The sequence below is a fragment of the Nonomuraea sediminis genome (genome assembly GCF_018531495.1).
In the GTDB taxonomy this organism is placed as follows: domain Bacteria; phylum Actinomycetota; class Actinomycetes; order Streptosporangiales; family Streptosporangiaceae; genus Nonomuraea; species Nonomuraea sediminis.
This window is the reverse complement of the sequence record NZ_JAHDTI010000009.1, coordinates 353,586-374,578: the sequence shown is the minus strand read 5'-3', so window position 1 is coordinate 374,578 and position 20,993 is coordinate 353,586. Positions and strand designations below refer to the sequence as shown.

The window sequence follows — 20,993 nt, the reverse complement described above, 5'->3', positions numbered from 1 at the left end:
CACGGGTCGTAAGGTTCTCGGCATGAAGATCTGGGTGTCGTCCGAAGAGATCACCAAGACGCTGTCCGACCTGCCCAGACTCGAGTTCTCGATCTACGACGGCACCGGGCCCCTGCCCGACGGCATCGACGAGGTCGAGGTGTGGGTCCCGCCTTTGATCTATGTACCCGACCTGGCGGGCACGCTGGCAAGGATGACCTCGCTGCGCCTGCTCCAGACGGTCTCGGCCGGTGTGGAGGCCTACCAGCCGCACCTGCCGCCCGGCGTCGTGCTGTGCAACGCCCGCGGCGTGCACGACGCGGGCACCGCCGAGTGGGTGGTCGGCGCGATGATCGCGGTGCTGCGCGAGTTCCCCGGGTTCGCCGCGGCGCAGCGCAGGGGCGAGTGGACCTACCACCACACCGGCTCGCTGGCCGACTCGCGCGTGCTGATCGTCGGCTACGGCTCCATCGGCGCGGCGCTCGAACGGCGGCTGTCCGGGTTCGAGGTGGAGGTGGTGCGGGTGGCCAGGGCCGCCCGCGACGGCGTCCACGGCATGGCCGAGCTGCCCGCGCTGCTGTCCGAGGCCGACGTGGTGGTGCTGCTCGTGCCCGCTACCGCCGACACCGCCGGGATGGTGGACGCGGACTTCCTGGCACGGATGAAGGACGGCGCCCTGCTGGTCAACGCCGCCAGAGGCTCGGTCGTCGACACCGACGCGCTGCTGGCCGAGCTGAAGACCGGCCGCCTGCTCGCCGCCCTGGACGTGACCGACCCCGAGCCGCTGCCCGACGGTCACCCTCTGTGGAGCGCGCCGGGACTCTTCCTCACTCCGCACATCGCGGGAAGCACGCCCGCCTCGCGGCGCAGGACGCTGCGGTTGATCCGCTCGCAGCTGCTGCGTTACCTCGCGGGCGAGCCGCTGAACAATGTGATCAACGACGCGTACTGAGAGGAATCCGGAACGTGGCTGGCCCGTGACCTTCGGTGCGTACGGTAGTCGTCTACCGGGGGTTCCTGACTGGATGTCAAGGAGATCCTCGAAGGGAATTGGTCTGTGTGGTTATCAGATCGGTGACGACATCGCCGTTGTCACCCCCCGCGCACCCGGAACCGCACACACTGGCGATGAGCCCCTCGGGGCACGGAGTCGAGTTCTAGACGGGATGGGCAACTACATTGATCCGCTGGCGTGACCCGCGAGCACCGCTGACCGCAGCGGCGGCCGCCGGTGCCGTGGGCGTGGCCGCCGCGCTGCTGGTCGGCGGCCCTGCCCTACGGACCGGCGCGATCGCGGGTGTGCTCGCGGCGCTGCTGGCGGCGGGGTCGCTGCTGCTCGCCTCGGTGAGGCTCGGCGGGCACCGGCCGGCGGCGATGGGCGCACGCTGGATGAGCGGCGCCGCCGTGGTGTGGGCAGCGGGGATCGCCGTGCGGCCGATCGCCGAGAGCGCCAGCATCCTGGTGAGCTTCGCCGACCTGCTGGTGCTGGTCGGCACCGTCCTGCTGGCCAGCGGCGCGCTGCTCGCCGCGGGCCGCCGCGTGCCAGGCAGGATCGCGGTACGCCACCTGACCGACGCCTTTCTCAGCGCGGCCTCGCTCTTCCTCATCGGCTGGGTGGTGGCGCTGCGGCAGGTCTACTTCGACGCCGCCGACCCCGCGGCGTTCACCGTCGCGCTGCTGCCGCCGATGATCTCGCTGCTCGTCACGTTCGCGGTCCTCCCCTCCGTCCTGCGCAGCAGGTCGAGCGCGTGGTCGCTGGGGCTGGCCGGGATCGGTGTGCTGGCCACCTCCACCGTGTCGGGCATGGCCTCCGCGGTCGCCCGCCTCGACGGCGGGCCGCCGCCGATGTGGAGCATGATCCTCGCGCCGCTGGCGTTCCTGCTGCTGGCCGCGGTCGCCCAGACCGACCTCGGCCCGGACGACTCCCGCCCGCCCGCCGGCTCGGCGGTCGGCAACTTCACCGCGATGCTGCCGCTGGCCCTGGTCGCGCTGGCCACCTGCACGATGCTGGTCTCGGTGGCCGGCGGCAGGGAGAAGCCCGTCACCGGCGTCGTCGCGCTGGCGGCCTCGGTGGTGCTGGTGCTGCTGGTGCGCATGTTCGTGCTGTCGGGGGCCAACATCCGGCTGCGCAGGCTGGTCTCGCTCGGCGACAGGCAGCTCAGGGAACTGGCCGAGAGCACCGGCGACGTGGTGCTGCTGTGCGACTACGACGGCGTCGTCCGCGAGATCGGCCCCGGCGTCGAGGTCACGTACGGCTACCGCCCCGACGACCTCGTGGGCGGCTCCATCTTCGACTACATCCACCCCGAAGACGTGCCGGGGATCCAGGCGGCGCTGCGGCAGATGGGCCTCGACGAGGAGAACGCGCCCGGGGCCTGCCTGATCGCCTGCCGGGTCCGGGCCGCCGACGGCACCTGGCGGCCCACCGAGTCCGTGGCCACCCGCCACGTGGGCGGCGAGGACATGCTCCTGGTCACCACCCGCGACATCAGCGACCAGGAGGCGCTGCGCAACCAGGTGGCCCACCTGACCTTCCACGACGGCATCACCGGGCTGCCCAACCGGGCCTACTTCGAGGAGCGCACCCGCGAGGTGCTGTCCGGCAGGACCTCGGGGCAGTCGGCGGTCATCTTCCTCGACCTGGACGGGTTCACCTCGGTCAACGACTCCGTCGGCCACGCCAGCGGCGACACGCTGCTCGGGCAGGCGGCCAGGCGCCTTCGCGGCGCCGTACACCCTGACGACACGCTGGCCCGCTGGGGCGGCGACGAGTTCGCGGTGCTCGTGGAGACCGGGGGAGAGGCGCAACTGGCGGTCGACCTGGCCGAGCGGCTGGTCAGGGCCGTCTCGCAGGAGCCGTTCCGGGTGGCCGACCGCGACGTGGCGCTGACCGCGAGCGTCGGCGTGGCCTTCGCCGAAGACGACATGCCCTCCGGTGACCTGATCCGCAACGCCGACGTCGCCATGGCCCGGGCCAAGGAGCTGGGCGGTCGGCGGGTCGAGGTGTTCGCCGCGCAGATGCACACCGACGTGGTGCGCCGCCTTGAGCTGGCCGCCGACCTGCAGCGCGCGCTGATCGAGAACCAGTTCGCCATCGAGTACCAGCCCGTCGTCGACCTGGCGACCTCGCGGGTGACCGCGGTCGAGGCGCTGGTGCGCTGGTGGCGCGGGTCGGTGTTCGTGCCGCCGGACCAGTTCCTCGGGCCCGCCGAGGACACCGGGCTGATCGTGCCGCTCAGCGAGTGGATCCTGCGCGAGTCCTGCCGCGAGGTGGCCGCCTGGCGTGCCTCCTCCTGGGACATCGGCCTGTCGCTGAACCTGTCGGCCCGCCAGATCACCGCGCCGCGCTTCGTGGAGACCGTGGAGGAGGCGCTGGCCGAAAGCGGGCTGCCCGCTTCCGCGCTGACGCTCGAGGTCATCGAGGAGATGCTGGTCGAGGACGCCGAGGAGACGATCCGCCGGCTGTCCGAGCTGCGCTCGCTCGGCGTGCGGCTGGCCATCGACGACTTCGGCACCGGCTACGCCTCGCTGGCGTTTTTGAGACAGCTGCCGGTCGACATGATCAAGATAGATCCGTCGTTCGTGTCCGGGCTCGGCCGCGACGAGACGTTGACGCTGCTGACCAGGACGATCGTGCGGCTCGGCCACGACCTCGGGCTCATCGTGGTCGCCGAGGGCATCGAGCGTCCCGAGCAGCTGGAGAAGCTGCGCGAGATGGGCTGCACCCGTGGCCAGGGCTTCCTCGTCGCGCGGCCGATGGCGGCCCGCGGGGTGGACTCGCTGATGCGGACGAGTCTCACAGTCTGAGACGGATGTCCACGAAGTTGACACCAGGGCCTGGATGGAGGCTAAGGTGTGGTCATGCTTCGCAGTGAGATTCTCGTAGTACTTCGCCGGCGCGCAGGCCGATAGCGAAGCACGACGACCTGCGCGCCGCCCCAGCCCACCTTTTCCCGGTGGTGAGGGGCATTTTTTATGTCCTGAACGTGTAGCCACGCAAGGAACGAGCCGAATGACCGAACGGATGACTGGTGCACAGGCCCTGGTGCGGGCCCTGGAGCACATGGACGTCGACACCGTGTTCGGGATCCCTGGCGGCGCCATCCTCCCCGCCTACGATCCCCTCTACGACTCGACCAAGGTCCGGCACGTGCTCGTACGGCACGAGCAGGGCGCTGGTCACGCCGCCGAGGGATACGCGCAGGCCACCGGGCGAGTCGGGGTGTGCATGGCCACCAGCGGCCCCGGCGCGACGAACCTGGTGACGCCGATCGCCGACGCCTACATGGACTCGGTGCCGATCGTGGCCATCACCGGTCAGGTCGCGAGCAGGGCCATCGGCACGGACGCGTTCCAGGAAGCGGACATCTCCGGCATCACCATGCCGATCACCAAGCACAACTTCCTGGTGACCAACCCCGCTGACATCCCGCGCACGATCATGGAGGCCTTCCACATCGCCTCCACCGGCCGGCCCGGTCCCGTCCTCGTGGACATCTCCAAGGACGCGCTGCAGGCGGAGACGGAATTCCACTGGCCGCCGACCATGCAGCTGCCCGGCTACCGCCCGGTCACCCGGCCGCACTCCAAGCAGATCCGCGAGGCCGCCAAGCTGATCGCCGAGGCCAAGCGGCCCGTGCTCTACGTCGGCGGCGGCGTGCACAAGGCGCACGCCTCCGCCGAGCTGTTCCGCCTGGCCGAGCTGACGAACATCCCCGTCGTCACGACGCTGATGGCCCGCGGCACGTTCCCCGACAGCCATCCGCAGCACATGGGCATGCCGGGCATGCACGGCAGCGTGTCCGCCGTGGGCGCGCTGCAGAAGTCCGACCTGCTCATCGGCCTGGGCGTCCGCTTCGACGACCGGGTGACCGGCGAGCTGTCGTCGTTCGCGCCCGACGCCAAGATCGTCCACGCCGACATCGACCCGGCCGAGATCTCCAAGAACCGCCACGCGGACGTGCCGATCGTGGGCGACTGCAAGGAGGTCATCGGCGACCTGATCGACGCCATCGAAGCGTCGGGGGAGAAGGGCGACTACTCCGCCTGGTGGACGGCGCTCAACGCCATCAAGCAGACCTACCCCCTCGGCTACGAGGAGTTCGAGGACGGGTCGCTGGCCCCGCAGTACGTCATGCAGCGGCTGAGCGCGATCGCCGGACCCGAGGCGTACTACGTGGCCGGGGTCGGCCAGCACCAGATGTGGGCCTCGCAGTTCATCGACTACGAGAACCCGGGCACGTTCATCAACTCCGGCGGCCTGGGCACGATGGGCTTCGCGGTCCCGGCCGCGATGGGCGCCAAGATGGGCCGCCCCGAGGCGACCGTGTGGGCCATCGACGGCGACGGCTGCTTCCAGATGACCAACCAGGAACTGGCCACCTGCACGATCGAGGGCGTCCCGATCAAGATCGCCGTCATCAACAACGGCAACCTCGGCATGGTCCGGCAGTGGCAGACGCTCTTCTACGACCAGCGTTACTCCAACACCGATCTCCAGACGACTCGCCGTATCCCTGACTTCGTCAAGCTCGCGGAGGCCTATGGTTGTGTTGGCCTGCGATGCGAGCGTCCTGAGGACGTCGACGCGACCATCAAGAAGGCCATGGAGATCAACGACGTGCCCGTCGTGGTCGACTTCGTGGTCCACCAGGACGCCATGGTCTGGCCCATGGTCGCGGCAGGCACCAGCAACGACGACATCAAGATCGCCCGGGACATGGCGCCGAAGTGGAGTGAAGATGAGTAGGCACACGCTGTCGGTGCTCGTGGAGAACAAGCCCGGCGTCCTGGCCAGGGTCTCCGCGCTGTTCAGCCGGCGCGGCTTCAACATCGACTCGCTCGCCGTCGGTCCCACCGAGCACGACGACATCTCCCGCATGACCATCGTGGTCAGCGTCGAGGAGCTGCCGCTCGAGCAGGTCACCAAGCAGCTCAACAAGCTGGTGAACGTGCTCAAGATCGTCGAGCTCGACCCGTCCCAGTCGGTGCAGCGCGAGCTGATGCTGATCAAGGTCAGGGCCGACGCTGACAGCCGCTCGCACGTGCTCGAACTCGTCCAGCTCTTCCGCGCCCGCTGCGTCGACGTGGCGGCCGACGCCGTGACCATCGAGGTCACCGGCACGCCTGACAAGCTCGAGGCGTTCGTCAAGGTCCTCGAGCCCTTTGGGATCAAGGAACTTGTTCAGTCGGGCATGGTGGCCATCGGCCGCGGCGCCCGTTCCATCACCGACCGGTCCCTCAGGGCACTGGACCGTACCGCCTGAAAGGTTTTTTCGTTCAATGACCGAGATCTACTACGACGACCAGGCCGACCTGTCGATCATCCAGGGGCGTCACGTGGCCGTGCTGGGGTACGGCAGCCAGGGCCACGCCCACGCGCTCTCCCTGCGTGACTCCGGCGTCGACGTCCGGGTCGGGCTTCCCGAGGGCTCCAAGAGCCGCGAGAAGGCTGAGAACGACGGTCTGCGGGTGCTGACCCCGTCCGAGGCCGTCGAAGAGGCCGACCTCACCATGATCCTCGCGCCGGACCACATCCAGCGCGACCTGTACGCCCAGCACGTGGCGCCGAACCTGGTCGAGGGCGACGCGCTCTTCTTCGGCCACGGCCTCAACATCCGCTACGGCCTCATCGAGGCCCCCGAAGGCGTCGACGTCTGCATGGTCGCGCCCAAGGGCCCGGGCCACCTCGTCCGCCGCCAGTTCGAGGCGGGCCGCGGCGTGCCCGTGCTCGTCGCCGTCGAGAAGGACGCCTCCGGCAAGGCTCTCGACCTGGCACTGTCCTACGCCAAGGGCATCGGCGGCACCCGCGCGGGCGCCCTGCGCACCACGTTCACCGAGGAGACCGAGACCGACCTGTTCGGCGAGCAGGCCGTCCTGTGCGGTGGCGTGTCCGAGCTCATCAAGGCGGGCTTCGACACGCTCATCGAGGCGGGCTACCAGCCGGAGGTCGCCTACTTCGAGTGCCTGCACGAGATGAAGCTCATCGTCGACCTCATGTACGAGGGCGGCATCTCCAAGATGTACTGGTCGGTCTCCGACACGGCCGAGTACGGCGGCTACACCCGCGGCCCGCGTGTCGTCACCGACGAGACGCGCGCCGAGATGCGCCGCATCCTGGGCGAGATCCAGGACGGCGCGTTCGCCCGCGAGCTCGTCGCCGAGTTCGACGGCGGCCAGAAGGAGTTCACCCGCTACCGCGAGGAACTCGCCGAGACCGCCATCGAGAAGACCGGTGCCAAGCTCCGTCCGATGATGAGCTGGCTCAAGGGCTAACTTCCTGTACGGCAGGGCCCAGCCACCCCGGTGGCTGGGCCCTTCCCGCAAAAAGGCCTTCGCTTCGCTCAGACGTTCTTCTGAGACCCACCCGTTGCCGTGGCTACCCAGTAATCCATCTGGACCCCGCCCTGCTCCAAGGTGCTCGCTCCGCTCGCGCGTTCTCCCGGTCGAGCTGAAGCTCGACCCCTGAATGCCTTCGCTCCGCTCAGACGTCCTTTCACGAGCCCACCCGGCACCCACCTGAGCTCCCACCCACCTGACGCCCACCCAGGCTGGCGCCTTGCGTGCGCGTGGCCCCCGCCGTCGGAGGGACAACACAGTCCACACTGCCGGGGTTACCTCACCGAGCGGCGCACAGACGGTAGCGGCTTGCTACAGGCGGCAATTTCATAGCTGCTCGGGGAGAAGGATGAGCGATCCCACATGCGCTGGCCGAAGTGTCGGCCATCGAGCGTGGCAACCTCCGCGATGTGATCAGTCCCCCGGTGAGCCCGCAGAGCACGGACTGCCTACACAAAGACGAAGTGGCGATGTAGCCCATATCTACAAGAGCCCTACGAATCATGCTCGCGCGGGGTGAGAACGCAAAGTTATCCCCAGGCTGCTCGCAACCATGTACGAGCCATCGGCGTGTGTGCGATTATCGCACCATGAGCACGCTCGACTGGAGCGAGATCGGCGAGCGGGTCCGCGAAGCTCGGCTGGCCATGCGGTTGTCACAAGAACAGCTGGCCCAGGAGACCGATCTCGACAGAACGATGATCAGCAAGATCGAAGCCGGTTCGAGGCGACTTGACGCACTGGAGCTCTCTCGACTGGCCCGCGCCCTGGACATGCCGCTCGGTCATTTTCTCAGTGCCCCGCCAGCAGTGATGTCACACCGAACACCCCTGGCCGAGGACACCACGACGGAAGCCACGCAGGCCTCTTATCGCATCGACAGCACATTGGCCATGTGGATGCGGGAAATCCGATTGCTCATATCGCTGAACATGCTTCAGCCCAGTCCCATCAGGCAGTATCCAGGCAAGGTGGATGGCCCTCTGGCCGCCGCAACAGCTGCCAGGTGGCTGCGAGCCGAACTCAGCCTGGGAAGCGGCGCCATTGAGTCGATGGCCGAGCTTTGCGAGAGATGCGGCCAATACATCCTGGTGATTGATCTGCCCGGGGACGGGGCGTCGGCAGTGGATATCGAGATAGCAGCAGCAGTGGTGAGTCTCAATGGTGATCCCGGTCGTCGACGCAGCACCGCCGCCCACGAGCTCGGCCATCTCATACTTGGCGACGAGTATTCGACAGACGTAGGAGTCAGCGCTTCCCGAGCGGAACGCGAAGACATGGTGGACGCCTTCGCAGCGGAACTTCTTCTGCCGGTGGAGGCGATCCGACGTGCCAAAAACAACGAGACGTCAAATCGATCGATGCTTGTACGGCTGGCAGCCGAATATCGCACTTCCTGGAGCCTCACGCTTCGGCAGGCCAGGACTGCCGAGGTTTTGACGCCACGTGAGGAGAAAAAGCTGCGAGCATGCCCACCGACCTTCGCAGAGTTCAGAGACTCCGTGGGTTGGACGCCTCAGCCGGATCTCAACTCCATCCGCGTGCCCCCAAGCTTTGCGCACGCCGTGATGACGGCGTACCGACTCGGCCACATCACCAGCACCCGCGCCCTGGAGTTGATGCACGGACAGCTCGAAAGTGCCGCGGATCTGCCACCAAGGCTTGAAGACGAGGCTCCGTGACGGACGCGACACCGGCTGAGCCGCTCCCTCCGTTGGTGGTCGACGCCATGATGCTGCACCACTTCGCCAAAGCCGACCGCCTAGACGTGCTCGGCGCCTGCGTCTCGACCATGTCGACCACGCACGTCGTTGCTACAGAAGTCGACAAGTACACCAACGCCTATCCATCTCTCCGGTCCATTACAGATCTCGAATGGTTGCGCATCCTGTCGCTGGACACCGACGAAGAGCTGCTCGCCTTCGTGACGTGGGTCGATCTGCTGGGTGCAGGCGAGCACAATCTCGGGGAAGCCAGCGTCTTCGCAGCTGCCGAGATTCATCGACTAATAGCCATCACAGACGACCGCGACGCGACCAAAGTTGGGCGAACACGAGGCCTCGAGGTGCACGGCACGGTGTGGCTCCTGACGCGACTTCACCGGCTTGGCAAGATGACCCTTGTGGAAATCTCCGGCCACGTGGACGCCTTGCGACACACTGGGATGCGTCTTCCTTGCACTGGTCGCGATCTTTGCCGATGGGCACGCGAACGCGGGCTCCTCTAAGACGGACCCTTTTTCAACCTCATGCGGTCTGTGCGACGCGGTGGTTTTGAAGGACGGCGATGGCCTTGCACAGATGACCGGCCTTGAGAGGGCAGCAGCGTAGCTTTCGAAGGATCTTCCAGCTCTTCAACTGGGCATTCGCGCGTTCACCGGGCCCGCGGAGCCCGGCATGGGAGCGGTTGGCCTGCTTCTGCGAGGCGGGCTTGTCCTTGCCCTTGTACGGGGTGATGATCGGTCCTTCGGCTCCCTGATAGGCCTTGTCGGCCAGGGTGATGATGCCGGCCCGCTCCAGCTCGCTCAGGATGCCCCAGATCCGGGCGGCGCTCAGGTGATGGGCTTTGCCCGGCAGGGCTCCGGACGTCCACAGGATCATCCCGTCGGGGGAGGAGATGACCTGCACGTTCATTCCGTGCACCCGGTGCTTGCCGGAGAAGTAGGGCCGGTCGGCCTTGACCCGGTCGATGCGGATCAGCGTGCCGTCCAGGACCAAGGTAGTGCAGCCCGTCCCGCTTGGCCTTCCGTAACGCCTGCGCAAGCTTGGGCGAGCGAGCCGACAGCAGTGCCACGGTCTCCTCGACATACCGCCACGCGGTCGTGGTCGACACTCCGAAACCCGCGCCGTGCTCGATGAACGTTTCGCCCTTCCGCAGGTAGACCAGGACCGGCAGTGCCTGCTGGCCGGGGTTCAGCAGCCGCCAGGCCGATCCGATCGCCTTGCGCTGCCTGCGGATCAAACCGGCCACGTAGTTCAGCGTTGAACGCGACAAATCGACCGCGGCACGGTAGGACAGCACCCAGAGCTCCTGGTGATGACGGTGATGGTTGTGGTGATCAACCCGTCTACCAGGGGCTCTTCTACGTCAGGCAGCGAACACCCGACTCGCGATCATGCTGTGACCAGCCACCGCCAACCAGGCATGAAGAGGGTCACCGGAAACGCACGGCACACCCACCGCCAGTCGAGAGCGGCCCGTTGGAATCGGCGTTCATGGCGCGGTTTTGTCGTGGACGGCGGCTTGGGCGAAGGCGCTGACTCGGGTGGTGGCGCCGGTGGTACGCCAGACCAGCCCCCATTCGAACGGTGGAGCGTCGTCAAAGGGCACGTAGACGACATCGGGACGGGCGTAGTAGCGGACGGCCTGCGCGCCCACGACGAGCATTCCGGCGCCCGCCCCGACCAGAGCGAGTGCTTCCTGGACTGTTTCTGTGACCTGGCCCCTCCGGATGGGCTTTCCGGAAGGGGTGGTCTGCGGCGCCCGGTCCAGACGCCAGTAGGCGGGCAGGGAGGTGGGCGGCTGCAGGAGGACGTCGCGAGCCAGGTCCTCCAGGGTCACCGAGGCGCGACCGCTGAAGGGGTGTCCGGCGTTGACCGCCAGCATGCGCTGCTCGGTGAACAGGACCGGGCCAGTGGTCAGGTCGGGTTCCCTGACAGGAAAGCAGACGATCGCCACGTCCACCTCCTCGGTGCGCAGCCGGTGCAGGAAGTCGGACATGTGCAGTTCGTGCAGCTGGACCTGGCAGTCGGGATGGCGTCCGCGGAACGCGGTGACGGCTTCCAGCGCCACCTGGCCGGCTGCGGCTCCGGCGAACCCGAGGTGCAGCAGGCCACTGATCCCTCTGGCCGCCGCGATAGCCCGGTCCAGCCCGGCCTGGATCTGCGCGTGCGCCGGCGCGAGGTCGTCGTACAGCCTTCGACCGATCGAAGTGAGGGCCACCCGGCGGCTGGTCCGTTCGAACAACGGGGCGCCGATTCGCCGTTCCAGCTTCTGGATGGTCTGGGTGACGTGCGAGCGCGACACCAGCAGCCGTTCCGCGGTGTGGCCGAAATGCAGTTCCTCGGCCAGGGCCAGGAAGGCCTCGATCTCGTGCCGTTCCAAAGCCACCTGTGCCCCTTTTCTATCGTTCACCCTGACTGAACGATTGTTCCAGGCTGCGGCGTTGTTCGGCGATTCGCCCTGAAACAGAGTGGATGGCGCGGGAAACACCCGTTGATCACCTGCTAACAGGAGCTTGAGATGACTTACGTGCCCTTCACCCCGGACGACGCCGCTGTGCTGCTGATCGATCACCAGGTGGGAACGATCGGCTGGGTCGGCTCGGCCGATCACGACGATCTGCGGGCCAACACCGTCCGCCTGGCCAAGACGGTCAAGGCGCTGGGCATGCCGACCGTGCTGACCACCAGCATGGAGGACCAGGTTCAGGGGCCGCTGATCCCCGACCTCGAGCAGATCATGCCGGCGGAGTACTTCGCGCGGATCCAGCGCACCGGAGTGGTCAACGCGATGGCCGACCCCACCTTCGCCGCCGCCGTCAAGAACACAGGTCGCCGGCGGCTGATCGTCGCCGGTGTGACCACCGACGTGTGCGTGGTCTACCCGGTCCTCAGCGCGCTCGCCGACGGCTACGAGGTCCAGGTTGTCGTGGATGCCTCCGGGTCGCTCAGCCCGGTCAGCGACGAGATCGCGCTGCGCCGCATGGAACGCGCCGGCGCCGTGCTCAACACCACCCGTCCTCTGCTGGCAGAGCTCGCCGACAATTGGGCCAGCCCGGCTGGTCAAGCCGTCCTGGGCGTTCACGCCGAGCTTGAGGCACAGCGCTGATCCACCTCGGGCGCGTGCTCGGCCCTGAGCCTCGCACTCGGTCGAGTACGCGCTCGGAGCGCGAGCAGCGGATCGAGCGGCCCCCACCGTCGTCTTTCCACAGGAGCGATGAAATGACGAAGATCCTTATGATCGGGCTGCATGCGAGCGCGGTCGACCTCAGCAATCACCCGGGCCTGGATGAGGCGACGCTCGCCGCTCGGATCGAGCAGAGTTTCGCGGCTGTAAGGGCGGCCGGCTTCGACGCGGAGTCTTGCCTGGTCGATGCCGACCCGGACGCGGCTGAGAAGACCGTCCGCGACCGGCTGTCCGAAGGACCCTTCAGCGTGGCCATGATCGGAGGTGGTGTGCGAATGGCGCCCGAGCACACCCTCCTCTTCGAACGGCTGATCAACGTGCTGGTTTCGACCACACCCGGAATCCGGTGCTGTTTCAACACCTCCCCGGAGACCACGATCGATGCCGTTCGCCGTTGGGCGCCGCAGTCCCCCTGAGCCGGTACGAAGGCTCGACGCTGCTCCCGGGGCGTCCCAGGGCCGCGTCCGAACCAGGCGTTGATTCCTGCCTCGCCACTGTCGGCGACACCCGTGGGCGCTGCCACACCGCCGAGGGCGGGCGTCGAGGATGAAGCGAGCAAGGGGCCGCGCAGGTGATGTCGTCCTCTGGGGCGTTGGTCTTTCGGGCGAGGGCCGTTACATGGCGTGCTGCGGGCGTACTCCTGCAGGGCGGGGGTTCCCTGGACGAGGCAAGGGGCTCGCTCCGCTCGCGCGTCACTGGCCGCCCGCTTCAGCGTCCTACGTCGCGAGCCCGTCAGCAGTGAGAGCACAAACCAGGTCATCGAATATCTGGCCGCACTGTTCACGGCGGGACCGGACGCGCCCGGCGCGAGGATGGCCCCACGCGCAGAAGAGGGAATCGGCGAACCTGAGACGGTCGCCTTGGCAACATCCGTTCCTCGCCGCTGATCCCGTGCGGGTCTTGGAAGGCGACTAAGCCAGCGGGCGCGATACCAGCAGCGCAGGAATTTCGTCGAGGATCCTGCTGGTCAGTCGGACGGAGAACCGGCGACGGGTTCAGGCCGCCGCGGGAGTTGCCACCGGCCGGATACGCAGAACCGGAGCCTGATCGCCTTTCGGCTGGTCAGGGCCCGGTTCTTTGGGGGTCACCGATCGGGCTCGATCACGGCTGTGCCTTGAAGACATGGGCGACGGCTCCGCCGCTGAAGACGGTCGTGCTTTTCGGCTCGAGGGTCAGCGGCGCCGGGAAGATTCGCTCGCCCCCGCCGAGGACGACCGGGTGGACGAGAAGGCGGTATTCGTCGATCAAGCCGGTCTCGACCAGCGACCGGGCGAACCGTGCCCCGCCGTGGGCGAGCAGGTAGCCGTCGGAGCGCTCCTGCTTGAGCCGCTTGATGGATTCGGCCAGTTCTCCGGCGGCGATCGTCGTCTCGTCCCAGTCGGCGGAGGTGAGCGAGTTCGAGAACACGACCTTCGGGATGTCGTTCATCGGCTTGGCGAACGGCCCGGAGTCGTTGGGGTAGTGGGCGGCCAGCACCGCGTACGTGGTGGCTCCCATGAGATGCGCGCCGGCGTTGCTCACGGTCTGGACAGACCAACTGAGAGTGTCATCGGAGCTTCCCGCGGCGATCCAGTCGCCGCTCCCGTCGAGTGATGCGACATAACCGTCGAGCGAGACCGACATCTTCAGAACCAGTGAGGCCATGTCCTGTCTCCTTCCAGGGAGGGACGACACGAGCGGCTCGTGTCGATGGAGATACCGGGGTTGTTCGGGGTCGGCGATACAGACTGGCGACCACCGCGAAACTCATCGCCGTTCCCGGGTGAACTCCTTTCCGCAGGATCCGGTCGCTCCAGCTTCGCAACCGCGAACCGCGCACAAGACCAGCCCTTGGCCGTCTTTGGGCTGGTCAGTACTCCAGCCGGACTTATCGATCTTTGAGCTGTTGTCGCTGGTAGTGACTTCGCCGGGCGCGGGCTTGATGGCGTCGTCGCCGGCGTGACCAGTGCAGGATGTGGGGCCGGCTGGTGGGTGGCCGGGTCGGCAGGGCGAAAGGGCCGGGTCAGCAGGGCAAAAAGTCGGGGGATCTCGTTTGTGGAGATCTCGATGAGCGGGCCGGTGGGGCGGGTCTGGCGCCGAGGGCGGTACGGGTCACGGCGAGGAAGGCCCGGGCGAGCATGACGGCCGTCTCCCGGTAGGCCTAGTTCCGTAGGTTGTGGACTGGATCGTCGTCGGGGGTGGGGGTTCGGGAGTTGAGGCCGTCCAGGAGGACTGTGGTGAGGGGGTCGTCGGCGCGTGCTCCCGGGCGGCAGATCGCCACGTTGAGCAGGTCTACGACCTGCCCGGGTGTCAGGTCGCGGCGCAGGCTGCCCTCCCGTTGGGCTTGCTCGACGAGGTCGGCGAGCAGGGTGTCGATCTCGGCGGTCAGCCGCAGGCGGGTCTCGGACGTGGGTGCGGCGTCGGTGAGCGAGGTGAGCAGGGCCAGGGGCTGTCCGGCGCAGTAGCGCACCAGCTCGAGCAGCACTTCCCAGCGCGGGACACGTTCGGCGGCGCCGGTGCGCAGGTGGTCGCGCAGGGCCGTCAGCGTGGTCACCGCGATGTCCTCCACCAGGGCGCGACGGTCGCGGAAGTGCCGGTACAGCGTGCCCACGCCGAGGCCGGCGGCCTGGGCGATCTCCTCCATCGACACGCCCGCCCCGTGCTCGGCGAACAGGTCGAGTGCCGCGCCGACAATGCGCTCGCGGTTGCGCCGGGCGTCGGCTCGCATGGTGTCCGCCCCTCTATCCGGAATCCGAGATTCAGGTTACTGTACCCTGCGGAATCTGAAGCGGAAGGTCCGCTTCATGTTAGGAGGGCATCATGCGCGTCGGCGTCTACCTCAACACCCTCGGCACGGATCTGGACACCCTTCTGGGCAGGGCCCGCGCCGCTGCCGACATGGGGTTCGCCAGCGTCTTTCTCAGCCAGCTCACATCGCTGGACGCGATCGCCGTGGCGGGACTCGGCGCGCGAGAGGTCGCGGGCATCGAGGTCGGGACGGCCGTCGTCCAGACATATCCGCGCCACCCGCTCGCGCTGGCGGTGCAGGCCCTGACGGCTCAGGTGATCAGCGGGAACAGGTTCACCCTCGGCATCGGGCCCAGTCATCGGCAGATCATCGAGGGCTCGTACGGCCTGCCGTACGAGCGCCCGGCCCGGCACACCCGCGAATATCTCACCGCGCTGGTGCCCCTGCTGCGCGGTGAGCCGACAGAGTACCGAGGCGAGACGCTGTCGGTCGCCGGGCAGGTCGAGGTGCCCGGCGCCACCCCGCCGCCCGTCCTGCTGTCGGCGCTCGGCCCCGCCATGCTGCGCATCGCCGGGGAACTGGCCGACGGTACGGTCACCACCTGGACGGGCGCCGCGGCCATCGCCGAGCACATCGTGCCGCGCATCACCGAGGCCGCGCGCGCGGCGGGCCGTCCCGCGCCCCGCATCGTGGCCTCGGCCCTGGTCGCGGTGACCGCCGATCCGGAGGGTGTCCGGCGGCAGGTCGCCGAGCAGTTGGGCTTCGCGGCCGGGTTCGCCAGCTACCGCGCCATGCTGGAACTGCAGGGCCTGTCCGGCCTCCACGAAACGGTCATCGCCGGGGACGAACGCACGGTGGAGAAGGAGCTCACCCGATTCGCGGACGCGGGCGCCACTGACTTCCTGGTGAGCCCGGCCGGGAACGAACAGGACCGGACCCGAACCCTCGACGTCGTACGCGCTCTCAGGCTCCCGGGCACCGAGTGACCATCAGTAGGCCCGATGCGAGGTCTCCGTGCGTCCGTGCTTGTGCGGGAAGTACGAACGGAGTCCGGTACTCGTGCGGGGGACACGAACTCGGTCCGTGCTCGGGTTGGGGGTGCGCACGCCGTGTGTGCTCGTGTGGGAGAGGGGAGCGCGGTCCGTGCTCTTGCCGAAGACACGGAAGGTGTCCGTCGTGCTCCTGTGGGAGGGCGCGGACGGTGTCCGTGCTGGTGGGGGGTGGGAACGGCGTCTGCGCTCGTGTGGGAGAAAGTGGACGCGGTCCGGTGCTCAAGGCTTGGCTTGGTCGGTGGCCAGAGGGGCTTTCGGTTACGTGGTCTGGTCGTCGATGACTCGGAGGATGATTTTGCCCTGGATGTGGCCTTGTTCGGCGCGTTCGTGGGCCTTCGGTGCGTCTGTGAGCGGGAAGACGCTGTCGATCCCGACGCGTAGCCGGCCCGCGTCGATCAAGCGAGCCAGCTCGGCCATCTGCGGTCCATCGGAATGAACCTGGCCTGACTTGAAGGTGATGCCCAGCTCGGCCGCGCGTTCCCGGTGGTATTCGCCGTAGAAGACCGGGCTGATCGTGCCGCCCGGCTTGACCACCGGGAGGAGCCGGTACGCGTGCGGGCCCCCGACCGTGTCGAAGAGGTGGTCGACGTCGCGTACCTCCTCCTCGACGGCGGTGGCGGTGTAGTCGACGAACCGGTCGACGCCGAGGTCTCGCAGGAACGCTTCATGGCGCCCGGAGGCGACACCGATGACGTGCGCGTTCGCAGTCTTGGCGAGCTGCACCAGGAAGTGGCCGACGCCCCCGGCGGCGCCGTTGACCAGGACGGTCTTGTCGCGTTCGAGTCGCACGTGGTCGAACAGGTACTGGTAGGCGGTCAGCGCCGCCATCGGCACGCCGGCGGCTTGGATGTGGTCGATTCCGGCGGGCTTGCGCGCGAGGTGCGAGGCGGGCGCGGTGGTGTACTCGGCGTAGCCCTTGCCGCCGTTGTTCAGCTGGGGAAAGCGCACCAGCCCGAAGACGGGATCGCCTTCGCGCCACTCGGTGACCGCCGAGCCGACGGCGGCGACGACGCCCGAGACGTCCGAGCCCGGGGTGAACGGCAGGCGCAACGACGGCCGCATCGCTTCAGGAATGTTCGCGAACCCCGTGCGGGCGTACCAGTCGGGCGGATTCAGGCAGGCCGCGTGCACCTGGACCAGCACCTCGTCCGGCTCTGGTTCGGGGAGCGGGACCTCCTCGTACACCAGGGCGTCAGGGCCGCCGAACGCGTGCACGCGTACGGCCGTCATCGTTGGTTTCCGCATGGCTGTCACCTCTTCGAGTAATATGCGGAGCAGTGTTCCGGAATAATAAGCGGAGCACTGCTCCGATTGTCAAGGCTCAGGATGGTCCCGTGACGGAGAAGCCGGCGCCCGCCACTCGAACGGCACGCGCCCAGCGCGTCGACGCGCAGCGCAACCGCGCCCGAATCCTCGAGGTGGCACGGATCGTGGTCGCCGAACAGGGGACCCAGGCCTCGCTCCGCGACATCGCCCGCCGCGCCGGCGTCGGCCTGGGGACCCTCTATCGCCACTTCCCCACCCGCGACGAACTGCTCGAAGCGCTGCTCGGCCAGAGATTCGATCGTCTCGCCGAGAAAGCCGCCTCGCTGGAGACCACCCACTCGCCCCAGGACGCCCTGATGGAGTGGCTCGGTGACTTCATGGTCGGTGCCTCTGCCTATCGGGGCCTTGCGGCATCGATGATCGCGACACTCGACGACGAGAACTCGTCCTTGCACGCGTCATGCCTGGCCATGCGACAAGCCGGCGCCCGCCTGCTCAGGAACGCCCAGGACGCCGGATACATCCGCCCCGACGTCGATGGGACCGACCTGTTCGCACTCATCAGCGCCGTCGGCTGGATCGCCGATCAGGCCCCCTCCGTCGCGGCCCGGCGCGAGCATCTCTTCTCGCTCGTCATCGGCGGGCTCAGGTGTCAACCACCCTCATGACCGGATTCCAGCAGGCTGATGATCCGGTCGGCAGCCTGGCGGGGGTTCGGGGAGCGGTGGATCAGGTCGCGGGCGTCGAGGATGAAGCGGGCCAGGGCCGCGCAGGTGATGTCGTCCTCAGGGGCGCCGGTCTCCCGGGCGATGGCGTGGGCGAGGGCCGTTTCGTGGCGCATCCACATTCTGCGGGCATACTCCCGCAGGGCAGGAGTTTCCTGGATGAGGCGGATGAAGCTCGCCATCTCCGGAGTCTCGACGCTCGCCGTTGAGCGGAGGATGTGCTCGCCGAGCGCGCGAGGGATCGACCAGCCCGCGGGCCGATCGTGGACGGCGGTGACCAGGGCGGATTCGATGTCCGACTCCTGATCGAAGACGAGCGCTTCCTTGCTGGGGAAGTGCTTGAAGAGCGTGGTGAGCGAGACGTCCGCGGCCTCCGCCACGTCCTTGACGCCCACCTGGTCGAAGCCTCGCTCGAGGAAGAGGCGGAGCGCGGCGTCGGCCAGGGCCTTGCGGGTCTGGGCCTTCTTGCGCTCCCTGCGCCCGATCGTCTCCGTCACGTGCCCAACGATACCGCAAGCCGTACTCGCTAAAAAAGTGTAGCGATTGCACTTTCTTAGTCACTGTGCTTCTCTGATGGGCATGAACATCGCCATTGTCGGCGCGGGCCTCGGCGGCCTGGCCTGCGCCCGCGTTCTTCAGTTGCACGGCCGCGACGTCACTGTTTTCGAGGGGGAACCGTCCGCCGGAGCCCGGTCCCAGGGCGGGACGCTCGACGTGCACGCCGATTCGGGGCAGGTCGCGCTGCGTACGGCGGGGCTGCTCGACCGGTTCCGCGCGCTGTCACGGCCCGAGGGGCAGGAGTGGCGGACGTTTTCGCCCGACGGCACCCTGGAGGGGCACGACTGGCCCGACGACGACCGGCCGGAGATCGACAGAGGCCAGCTGCGCGGGCTGTTCCTGGAGGCGCTGGAGGAAGGGACCGTGCGGTGGGGGCACGGCGTGGCCGCGGTCGAGCCGCCGGGGCGGGTGGTCTTCGAGGACGGGACGAGCCGGGACTTCGATCTGGTCGTGGGGGCCGACGGGGCCTGGTCCCGGGTCCGCGCGGCGGTGACGGGGGCTGTGCCCGAATACACGGGCGTGACGTTCGTGGAGGCGTGGTTCGACGATTCCGACCGGCGGCATCCGGAGATCGCGCGGCTGGTCGGCAACGGGACCATGGTCGCCAAGGAGCCGGGCAAGGGGCTGTTCGCCCAGCGCAACAGCAACGGCCACATCCGCGTCTACGCCGCGCTGCGGGTGCCCGAGGACCTGGGGCTCGACTTCGCCGACACCGAGGGCGTGCGCGCCCGGCTACTCGGACTGTACGACGGGTGGAGCGAGACCCTGCGTGACCTCCTGCGCGACAACGACGGGCCCTTCGTCCACCGGCCGATCCACGCGCTCCCGGTGCCGCACGTGTGGGACCCGACCCCAGCCTTGACGCTGGTGGGCGACGCCGCCCACCTGATGCCGCCGCTCGGCGTGGGCGCGAACCTGGCCATGCAGGACGGCGCCGAGCTGGCCATGGCCCTGGTCGGCGAGCCCACGGTGGAGGAGGCCGTGCGGGCGTACGAGAGCGTCATGCTGCCTCGCTCGGTGGAGCTCGCGCGCCAGTGCAAGGAGGGCCTCGGACACCTGCTGCCCGACGACGGGGTACAGTACTGGTCGCCATTGCAGGAATCGGCCTAGGAGGTGAGACCCATTTCCGTTCGGACAGGTGGTTGGGTGCTCACCGCGCATAGGTGATCCCGTGGGGGCGCCCTGATCGAAAGGCGCTCCATGTCGATTGTTTCCAGGCTCCGGGCGGCGGGCTGCGTGTTCGCCGAAGAAGAGGCCGAGCTGCTCGTCTCCGCCGCGACAGGTCCCGACGAGCTCGACGCCATGGTCGAGCGGCGGGTGGCGGGGTTCCCGCTCGAGCAGGTGCTCGGATGGGCGGAGTTCTGCGGGCTGCGCATCACGGTCGAGCCGGGGGTGTTCGTGCCCCGGCGCCGCAGCGAATTCCTCGTGGCCCAGGCCGTCTCCCGGGGCGGATCGACGATCGTCGACCTGTGCTGCGGGACGGGCGCGATCGGGCTGGCGATCTCGAAGGGGCTGCCGGGCTCCCGGGTGTACGCGGCGGACATCGACCCGGCGGCGGTGCGGTGTGCCCGCCGTAACCTCACGCACGTCTACGAGGGGGACCTGTTCGAGGCACTCCCCGGCGAGCTGAGGGGGAACGTCGACCTGCTGGTGGTGAGCCCGCCGTACGTCCCGACCGAGGCGATCGCGCTGCTGCCCGCGGAGGCGCGCGAGCACGAGCCGCGCAGCGCGCTCGACGGCGGCGCCGACGGGCTCGACCTGGTCCGCCGGGTCGCCGCCGAGGCGGGCACGTGGCTGTCCGACGGCGGCGGCCTGCTGGTGGAGATGAGCGAACGGCAGGCGGGCGAGGCGGCCGGGCTGGTGCGCGCGGCCGGACTGGCGGCGGAGGTTCGGCTCGACGAGGAGCTGGGCGCGACTGTCGTGACCGGCACCTACCATGCGACTCATGTCGAGTGATCAAGAACTGGACACCCTGCAGTCGCGCTGATCGTGGTGCGCGGGGCACTGCGCGAGGGCCCGAGCAGGTCAGGCAGCGGCTGGGCCCGCAGATCCGGCGCTCCATCCAGGCGCGGCTGCTCGACCCGGCCGCCCGCCGTACTTCGGTTTCGGGCTCGAGTTTCGCGATGTTCTTGTACGGCGAGGCCGCCGCCACCGGCCGCCCGCCGCACTTCGGCTGAGGGCCTGCACGCGGCGCTTCCGGCGAGTCGGTGACACTTGCCCACCGATACGGCGCCACGTACCCGGGCACCACGGTCCCACCCGCCGTACAAGGCACCGCCGTCCGCCCACGCCCCGCCGACCCGGCGCCGCCTGCTCCCCGCCAGCACGGCACCGCGTGCCAGGTGCGCCACGGTCCCGCACTGCCGCCGTACATGGCGCCGATTTCGCCGCTCCTCGCCCCGCCGACCCGGCGCCGCCTACTCCCGACCTAAACGCCTG

19 protein-coding genes and 1 pseudogene are annotated in these 20,993 nt (G+C 68.5%); 14 read left to right on the top strand and 6 right to left on the bottom strand.

Annotated elements, in window-relative coordinates; translation table 11 throughout:
* Positions 1-22: 22 nt before the first annotated feature.
* The 7 genes from KIK09_RS33410 to KIK09_RS33380 all read left to right on the top strand — a co-directional run bounded on the left by KIK09_RS33410 (position 23) and on the right by KIK09_RS33380 (position 9,544).
* Complete coding sequence (locus KIK09_RS33410; protein WP_214323385.1) at positions 23-931, top strand: 2-hydroxyacid dehydrogenase; 909 nt, start codon at positions 23-25, stop codon at positions 929-931.
* A gap of 227 nt (positions 932-1,158) precedes the next feature.
* Positions 1,159-3,786: a putative bifunctional diguanylate cyclase/phosphodiesterase gene (locus KIK09_RS33405; protein WP_250574136.1), complete on the top strand. Its 2,628-nt coding sequence runs from the start codon at positions 1,159-1,161 to the stop codon at positions 3,784-3,786.
* 205 nt (positions 3,787-3,991) lie between these two features.
* Positions 3,992-5,728: an acetolactate synthase large subunit gene (locus tag KIK09_RS33400; protein ID WP_214323384.1), complete on the top strand. Its 1,737-nt coding sequence runs from the start codon at positions 3,992-3,994 to the stop codon at positions 5,726-5,728.
* A complete protein-coding gene (gene ilvN / locus KIK09_RS33395) occupies positions 5,721-6,245 on the top strand; it encodes an acetolactate synthase small subunit (protein ID WP_214323383.1) in 525 nt (174 codons plus the stop codon). The genes KIK09_RS33400 and ilvN overlap by 8 nt, the downstream gene beginning before the upstream one ends.
* Positions 6,246-6,261: 16 nt before the next feature.
* Positions 6,262-7,254, top strand: a complete 993-nt coding sequence (ilvC, locus tag KIK09_RS33390) for a ketol-acid reductoisomerase (RefSeq protein ID WP_214323382.1) — start codon at positions 6,262-6,264, stop codon at positions 7,252-7,254.
* 653 nt (positions 7,255-7,907) lie between these two features.
* A complete protein-coding gene (locus KIK09_RS33385; protein WP_250574135.1) occupies positions 7,908-8,999 on the top strand; it encodes a helix-turn-helix domain-containing protein in 1,092 nt (363 codons plus the stop codon).
* Complete coding sequence (locus KIK09_RS33380; protein WP_214323380.1) at positions 8,996-9,544, top strand: PIN domain-containing protein; 549 nt, start codon at positions 8,996-8,998, stop codon at positions 9,542-9,544. The genes KIK09_RS33385 and KIK09_RS33380 overlap by 4 nt, the downstream gene beginning before the upstream one ends.
* A gap of 19 nt (positions 9,545-9,563) precedes the next feature.
* Here KIK09_RS33380 and KIK09_RS33375 read toward each other — a convergent pair.
* Together KIK09_RS33375 and KIK09_RS33370 are read right to left on the bottom strand one after the other, a co-directional pair.
* A pseudogene (locus KIK09_RS33375) lies at positions 9,564-10,338 on the bottom strand (transposase family protein).
* 192 nt (positions 10,339-10,530) lie between these two features.
* A complete protein-coding gene (locus KIK09_RS33370) occupies positions 10,531-11,427 on the bottom strand; it encodes a LysR family transcriptional regulator (RefSeq protein ID WP_308164431.1) in 897 nt (298 codons plus the stop codon).
* A gap of 132 nt (positions 11,428-11,559) precedes the next feature.
* Between KIK09_RS33370 and KIK09_RS33365 the strand changes: the two genes are divergently transcribed.
* The gene (locus KIK09_RS33365) at positions 11,560-12,147 is read left to right on the top strand and encodes an isochorismatase family protein (protein WP_214323379.1); all 588 of its coding nucleotides are present in this window, start codon (positions 11,560-11,562) and stop codon (positions 12,145-12,147) included.
* 113 nt (positions 12,148-12,260) lie between these two features.
* Positions 12,261-12,641 (top strand): hypothetical protein, encoded by a 381-nt coding sequence (locus tag KIK09_RS33360; protein WP_214323378.1) that lies wholly within the window; start codon positions 12,261-12,263, stop codon positions 12,639-12,641.
* 685 nt (positions 12,642-13,326) lie between these two features.
* Here KIK09_RS33360 and KIK09_RS33355 read toward each other — a convergent pair.
* Both KIK09_RS33355 and KIK09_RS33350 read right to left on the bottom strand, forming a co-directional pair.
* Positions 13,327-13,869, bottom strand: a complete 543-nt coding sequence (locus KIK09_RS33355; RefSeq protein ID WP_214323377.1) for a dihydrofolate reductase family protein — start codon at positions 13,867-13,869, stop codon at positions 13,327-13,329.
* 496 nt (positions 13,870-14,365) lie between these two features.
* Positions 14,366-14,932, bottom strand: a complete 567-nt coding sequence (locus KIK09_RS33350; RefSeq protein ID WP_214323376.1) for a TetR/AcrR family transcriptional regulator — start codon at positions 14,930-14,932, stop codon at positions 14,366-14,368.
* A gap of 92 nt (positions 14,933-15,024) precedes the next feature.
* Here KIK09_RS33350 and KIK09_RS33345 point away from each other — a divergent pair, with 92 nt between their 5' ends.
* On the top strand, positions 15,025-15,939 hold the full coding sequence (locus tag KIK09_RS33345; protein ID WP_214323375.1) for a TIGR03564 family F420-dependent LLM class oxidoreductase: 915 nt from the start codon (positions 15,025-15,027) through the stop codon (positions 15,937-15,939).
* A gap of 324 nt (positions 15,940-16,263) precedes the next feature.
* Here KIK09_RS33345 and KIK09_RS33340 read toward each other — a convergent pair whose 3' ends face one another.
* Positions 16,264-17,250 carry an NADP-dependent oxidoreductase gene (locus KIK09_RS33340; RefSeq protein ID WP_214323374.1) on the bottom strand — a complete coding sequence of 329 codons (987 nt, stop codon included), beginning with the start codon at positions 17,248-17,250 and terminating at the stop codon, positions 16,264-16,266.
* 89 nt (positions 17,251-17,339) lie between these two features.
* On the opposite strand from KIK09_RS33340, the gene KIK09_RS33335 reads away from it, so the two are divergent.
* Positions 17,340-17,939, top strand: coding sequence for a TetR/AcrR family transcriptional regulator (locus KIK09_RS33335; RefSeq protein ID WP_214323373.1), 600 nt, complete (start codon positions 17,340-17,342; stop codon positions 17,937-17,939).
* On the opposite strand, the gene KIK09_RS33330 is transcribed toward KIK09_RS33335, so the two are convergent.
* A complete protein-coding gene (locus KIK09_RS33330) occupies positions 17,924-18,493 on the bottom strand; it encodes a TetR/AcrR family transcriptional regulator (RefSeq protein ID WP_308164430.1) in 570 nt (189 codons plus the stop codon). The genes KIK09_RS33335 and KIK09_RS33330 overlap by 16 nt on opposite strands.
* A gap of 82 nt (positions 18,494-18,575) precedes the next feature.
* Between KIK09_RS33330 and KIK09_RS33325 the strand changes: the two genes are divergently transcribed.
* The 3 genes from KIK09_RS33325 (at position 18,576) to KIK09_RS33315 (ending at position 20,731) form a co-directional block, all read left to right on the top strand.
* Positions 18,576-19,664, top strand: a complete 1,089-nt coding sequence (locus KIK09_RS33325) for an FAD-dependent oxidoreductase (protein WP_214323372.1) — start codon at positions 18,576-18,578, stop codon at positions 19,662-19,664.
* A gap of 90 nt (positions 19,665-19,754) precedes the next feature.
* Entirely contained in the window at positions 19,755-20,510 is a 756-nt protein-coding gene (locus tag KIK09_RS33320) for a putative protein N(5)-glutamine methyltransferase (RefSeq protein WP_214323371.1), read from the top strand.
* On the top strand, positions 20,507-20,731 hold the full coding sequence (locus KIK09_RS33315; protein ID WP_214323370.1) for a hypothetical protein: 225 nt from the start codon (positions 20,507-20,509) through the stop codon (positions 20,729-20,731). Before KIK09_RS33320 ends, KIK09_RS33315 begins: the two co-directional genes overlap by 4 nt.
* The last annotated feature ends 262 nt before the right edge of the window (positions 20,732-20,993 follow it).

Excerpts from the sequence above, each read along its gene's own strand:
- KIK09_RS33410 (WP_214323385.1), top strand. The coding sequence starts at position 23 with ATGAAGATCTGGGTGTCGTCCGAAGAGATCACCAAGACGCTGTCCGAC.
- KIK09_RS33400 (WP_214323384.1), top strand. The coding sequence starts at position 3,992 with ATGACCGAACGGATGACTGGTGCACAGGCCCTGGTGCGGGCCCTGGAG.
- ilvN (WP_214323383.1), top strand. The coding sequence starts at position 5,721 with ATGAGTAGGCACACGCTGTCGGTGCTCGTGGAGAACAAGCCCGGCGTC.
- ilvC (WP_214323382.1), top strand. The coding sequence starts at position 6,262 with ATGACCGAGATCTACTACGACGACCAGGCCGACCTGTCGATCATCCAG.
- KIK09_RS33385 (WP_250574135.1), top strand. The coding sequence starts at position 7,908 with ATGAGCACGCTCGACTGGAGCGAGATCGGCGAGCGGGTCCGCGAAGCT.
- KIK09_RS33365 (WP_214323379.1), top strand. The coding sequence starts at position 11,560 with ATGACTTACGTGCCCTTCACCCCGGACGACGCCGCTGTGCTGCTGATC.
- KIK09_RS33360 (WP_214323378.1), top strand. The coding sequence starts at position 12,261 with ATGACGAAGATCCTTATGATCGGGCTGCATGCGAGCGCGGTCGACCTC.
- KIK09_RS33355 (WP_214323377.1), bottom strand. The coding sequence starts at position 13,869 with ATGGCCTCACTGGTTCTGAAGATGTCGGTCTCGCTCGACGGTTATGTC.
- KIK09_RS33350 (WP_214323376.1), bottom strand. The coding sequence starts at position 14,932 with ATGCGAGCCGACGCCCGGCGCAACCGCGAGCGCATTGTCGGCGCGGCA.
- KIK09_RS33345 (WP_214323375.1), top strand. The coding sequence starts at position 15,025 with ATGCGCGTCGGCGTCTACCTCAACACCCTCGGCACGGATCTGGACACC.
- KIK09_RS33340 (WP_214323374.1), bottom strand. The coding sequence starts at position 17,250 with ATGCGGAAACCAACGATGACGGCCGTACGCGTGCACGCGTTCGGCGGC.
- KIK09_RS33325 (WP_214323372.1), top strand. The coding sequence starts at position 18,576 with ATGAACATCGCCATTGTCGGCGCGGGCCTCGGCGGCCTGGCCTGCGCC.
- KIK09_RS33320 (WP_214323371.1), top strand. The coding sequence starts at position 19,755 with ATGTCGATTGTTTCCAGGCTCCGGGCGGCGGGCTGCGTGTTCGCCGAA.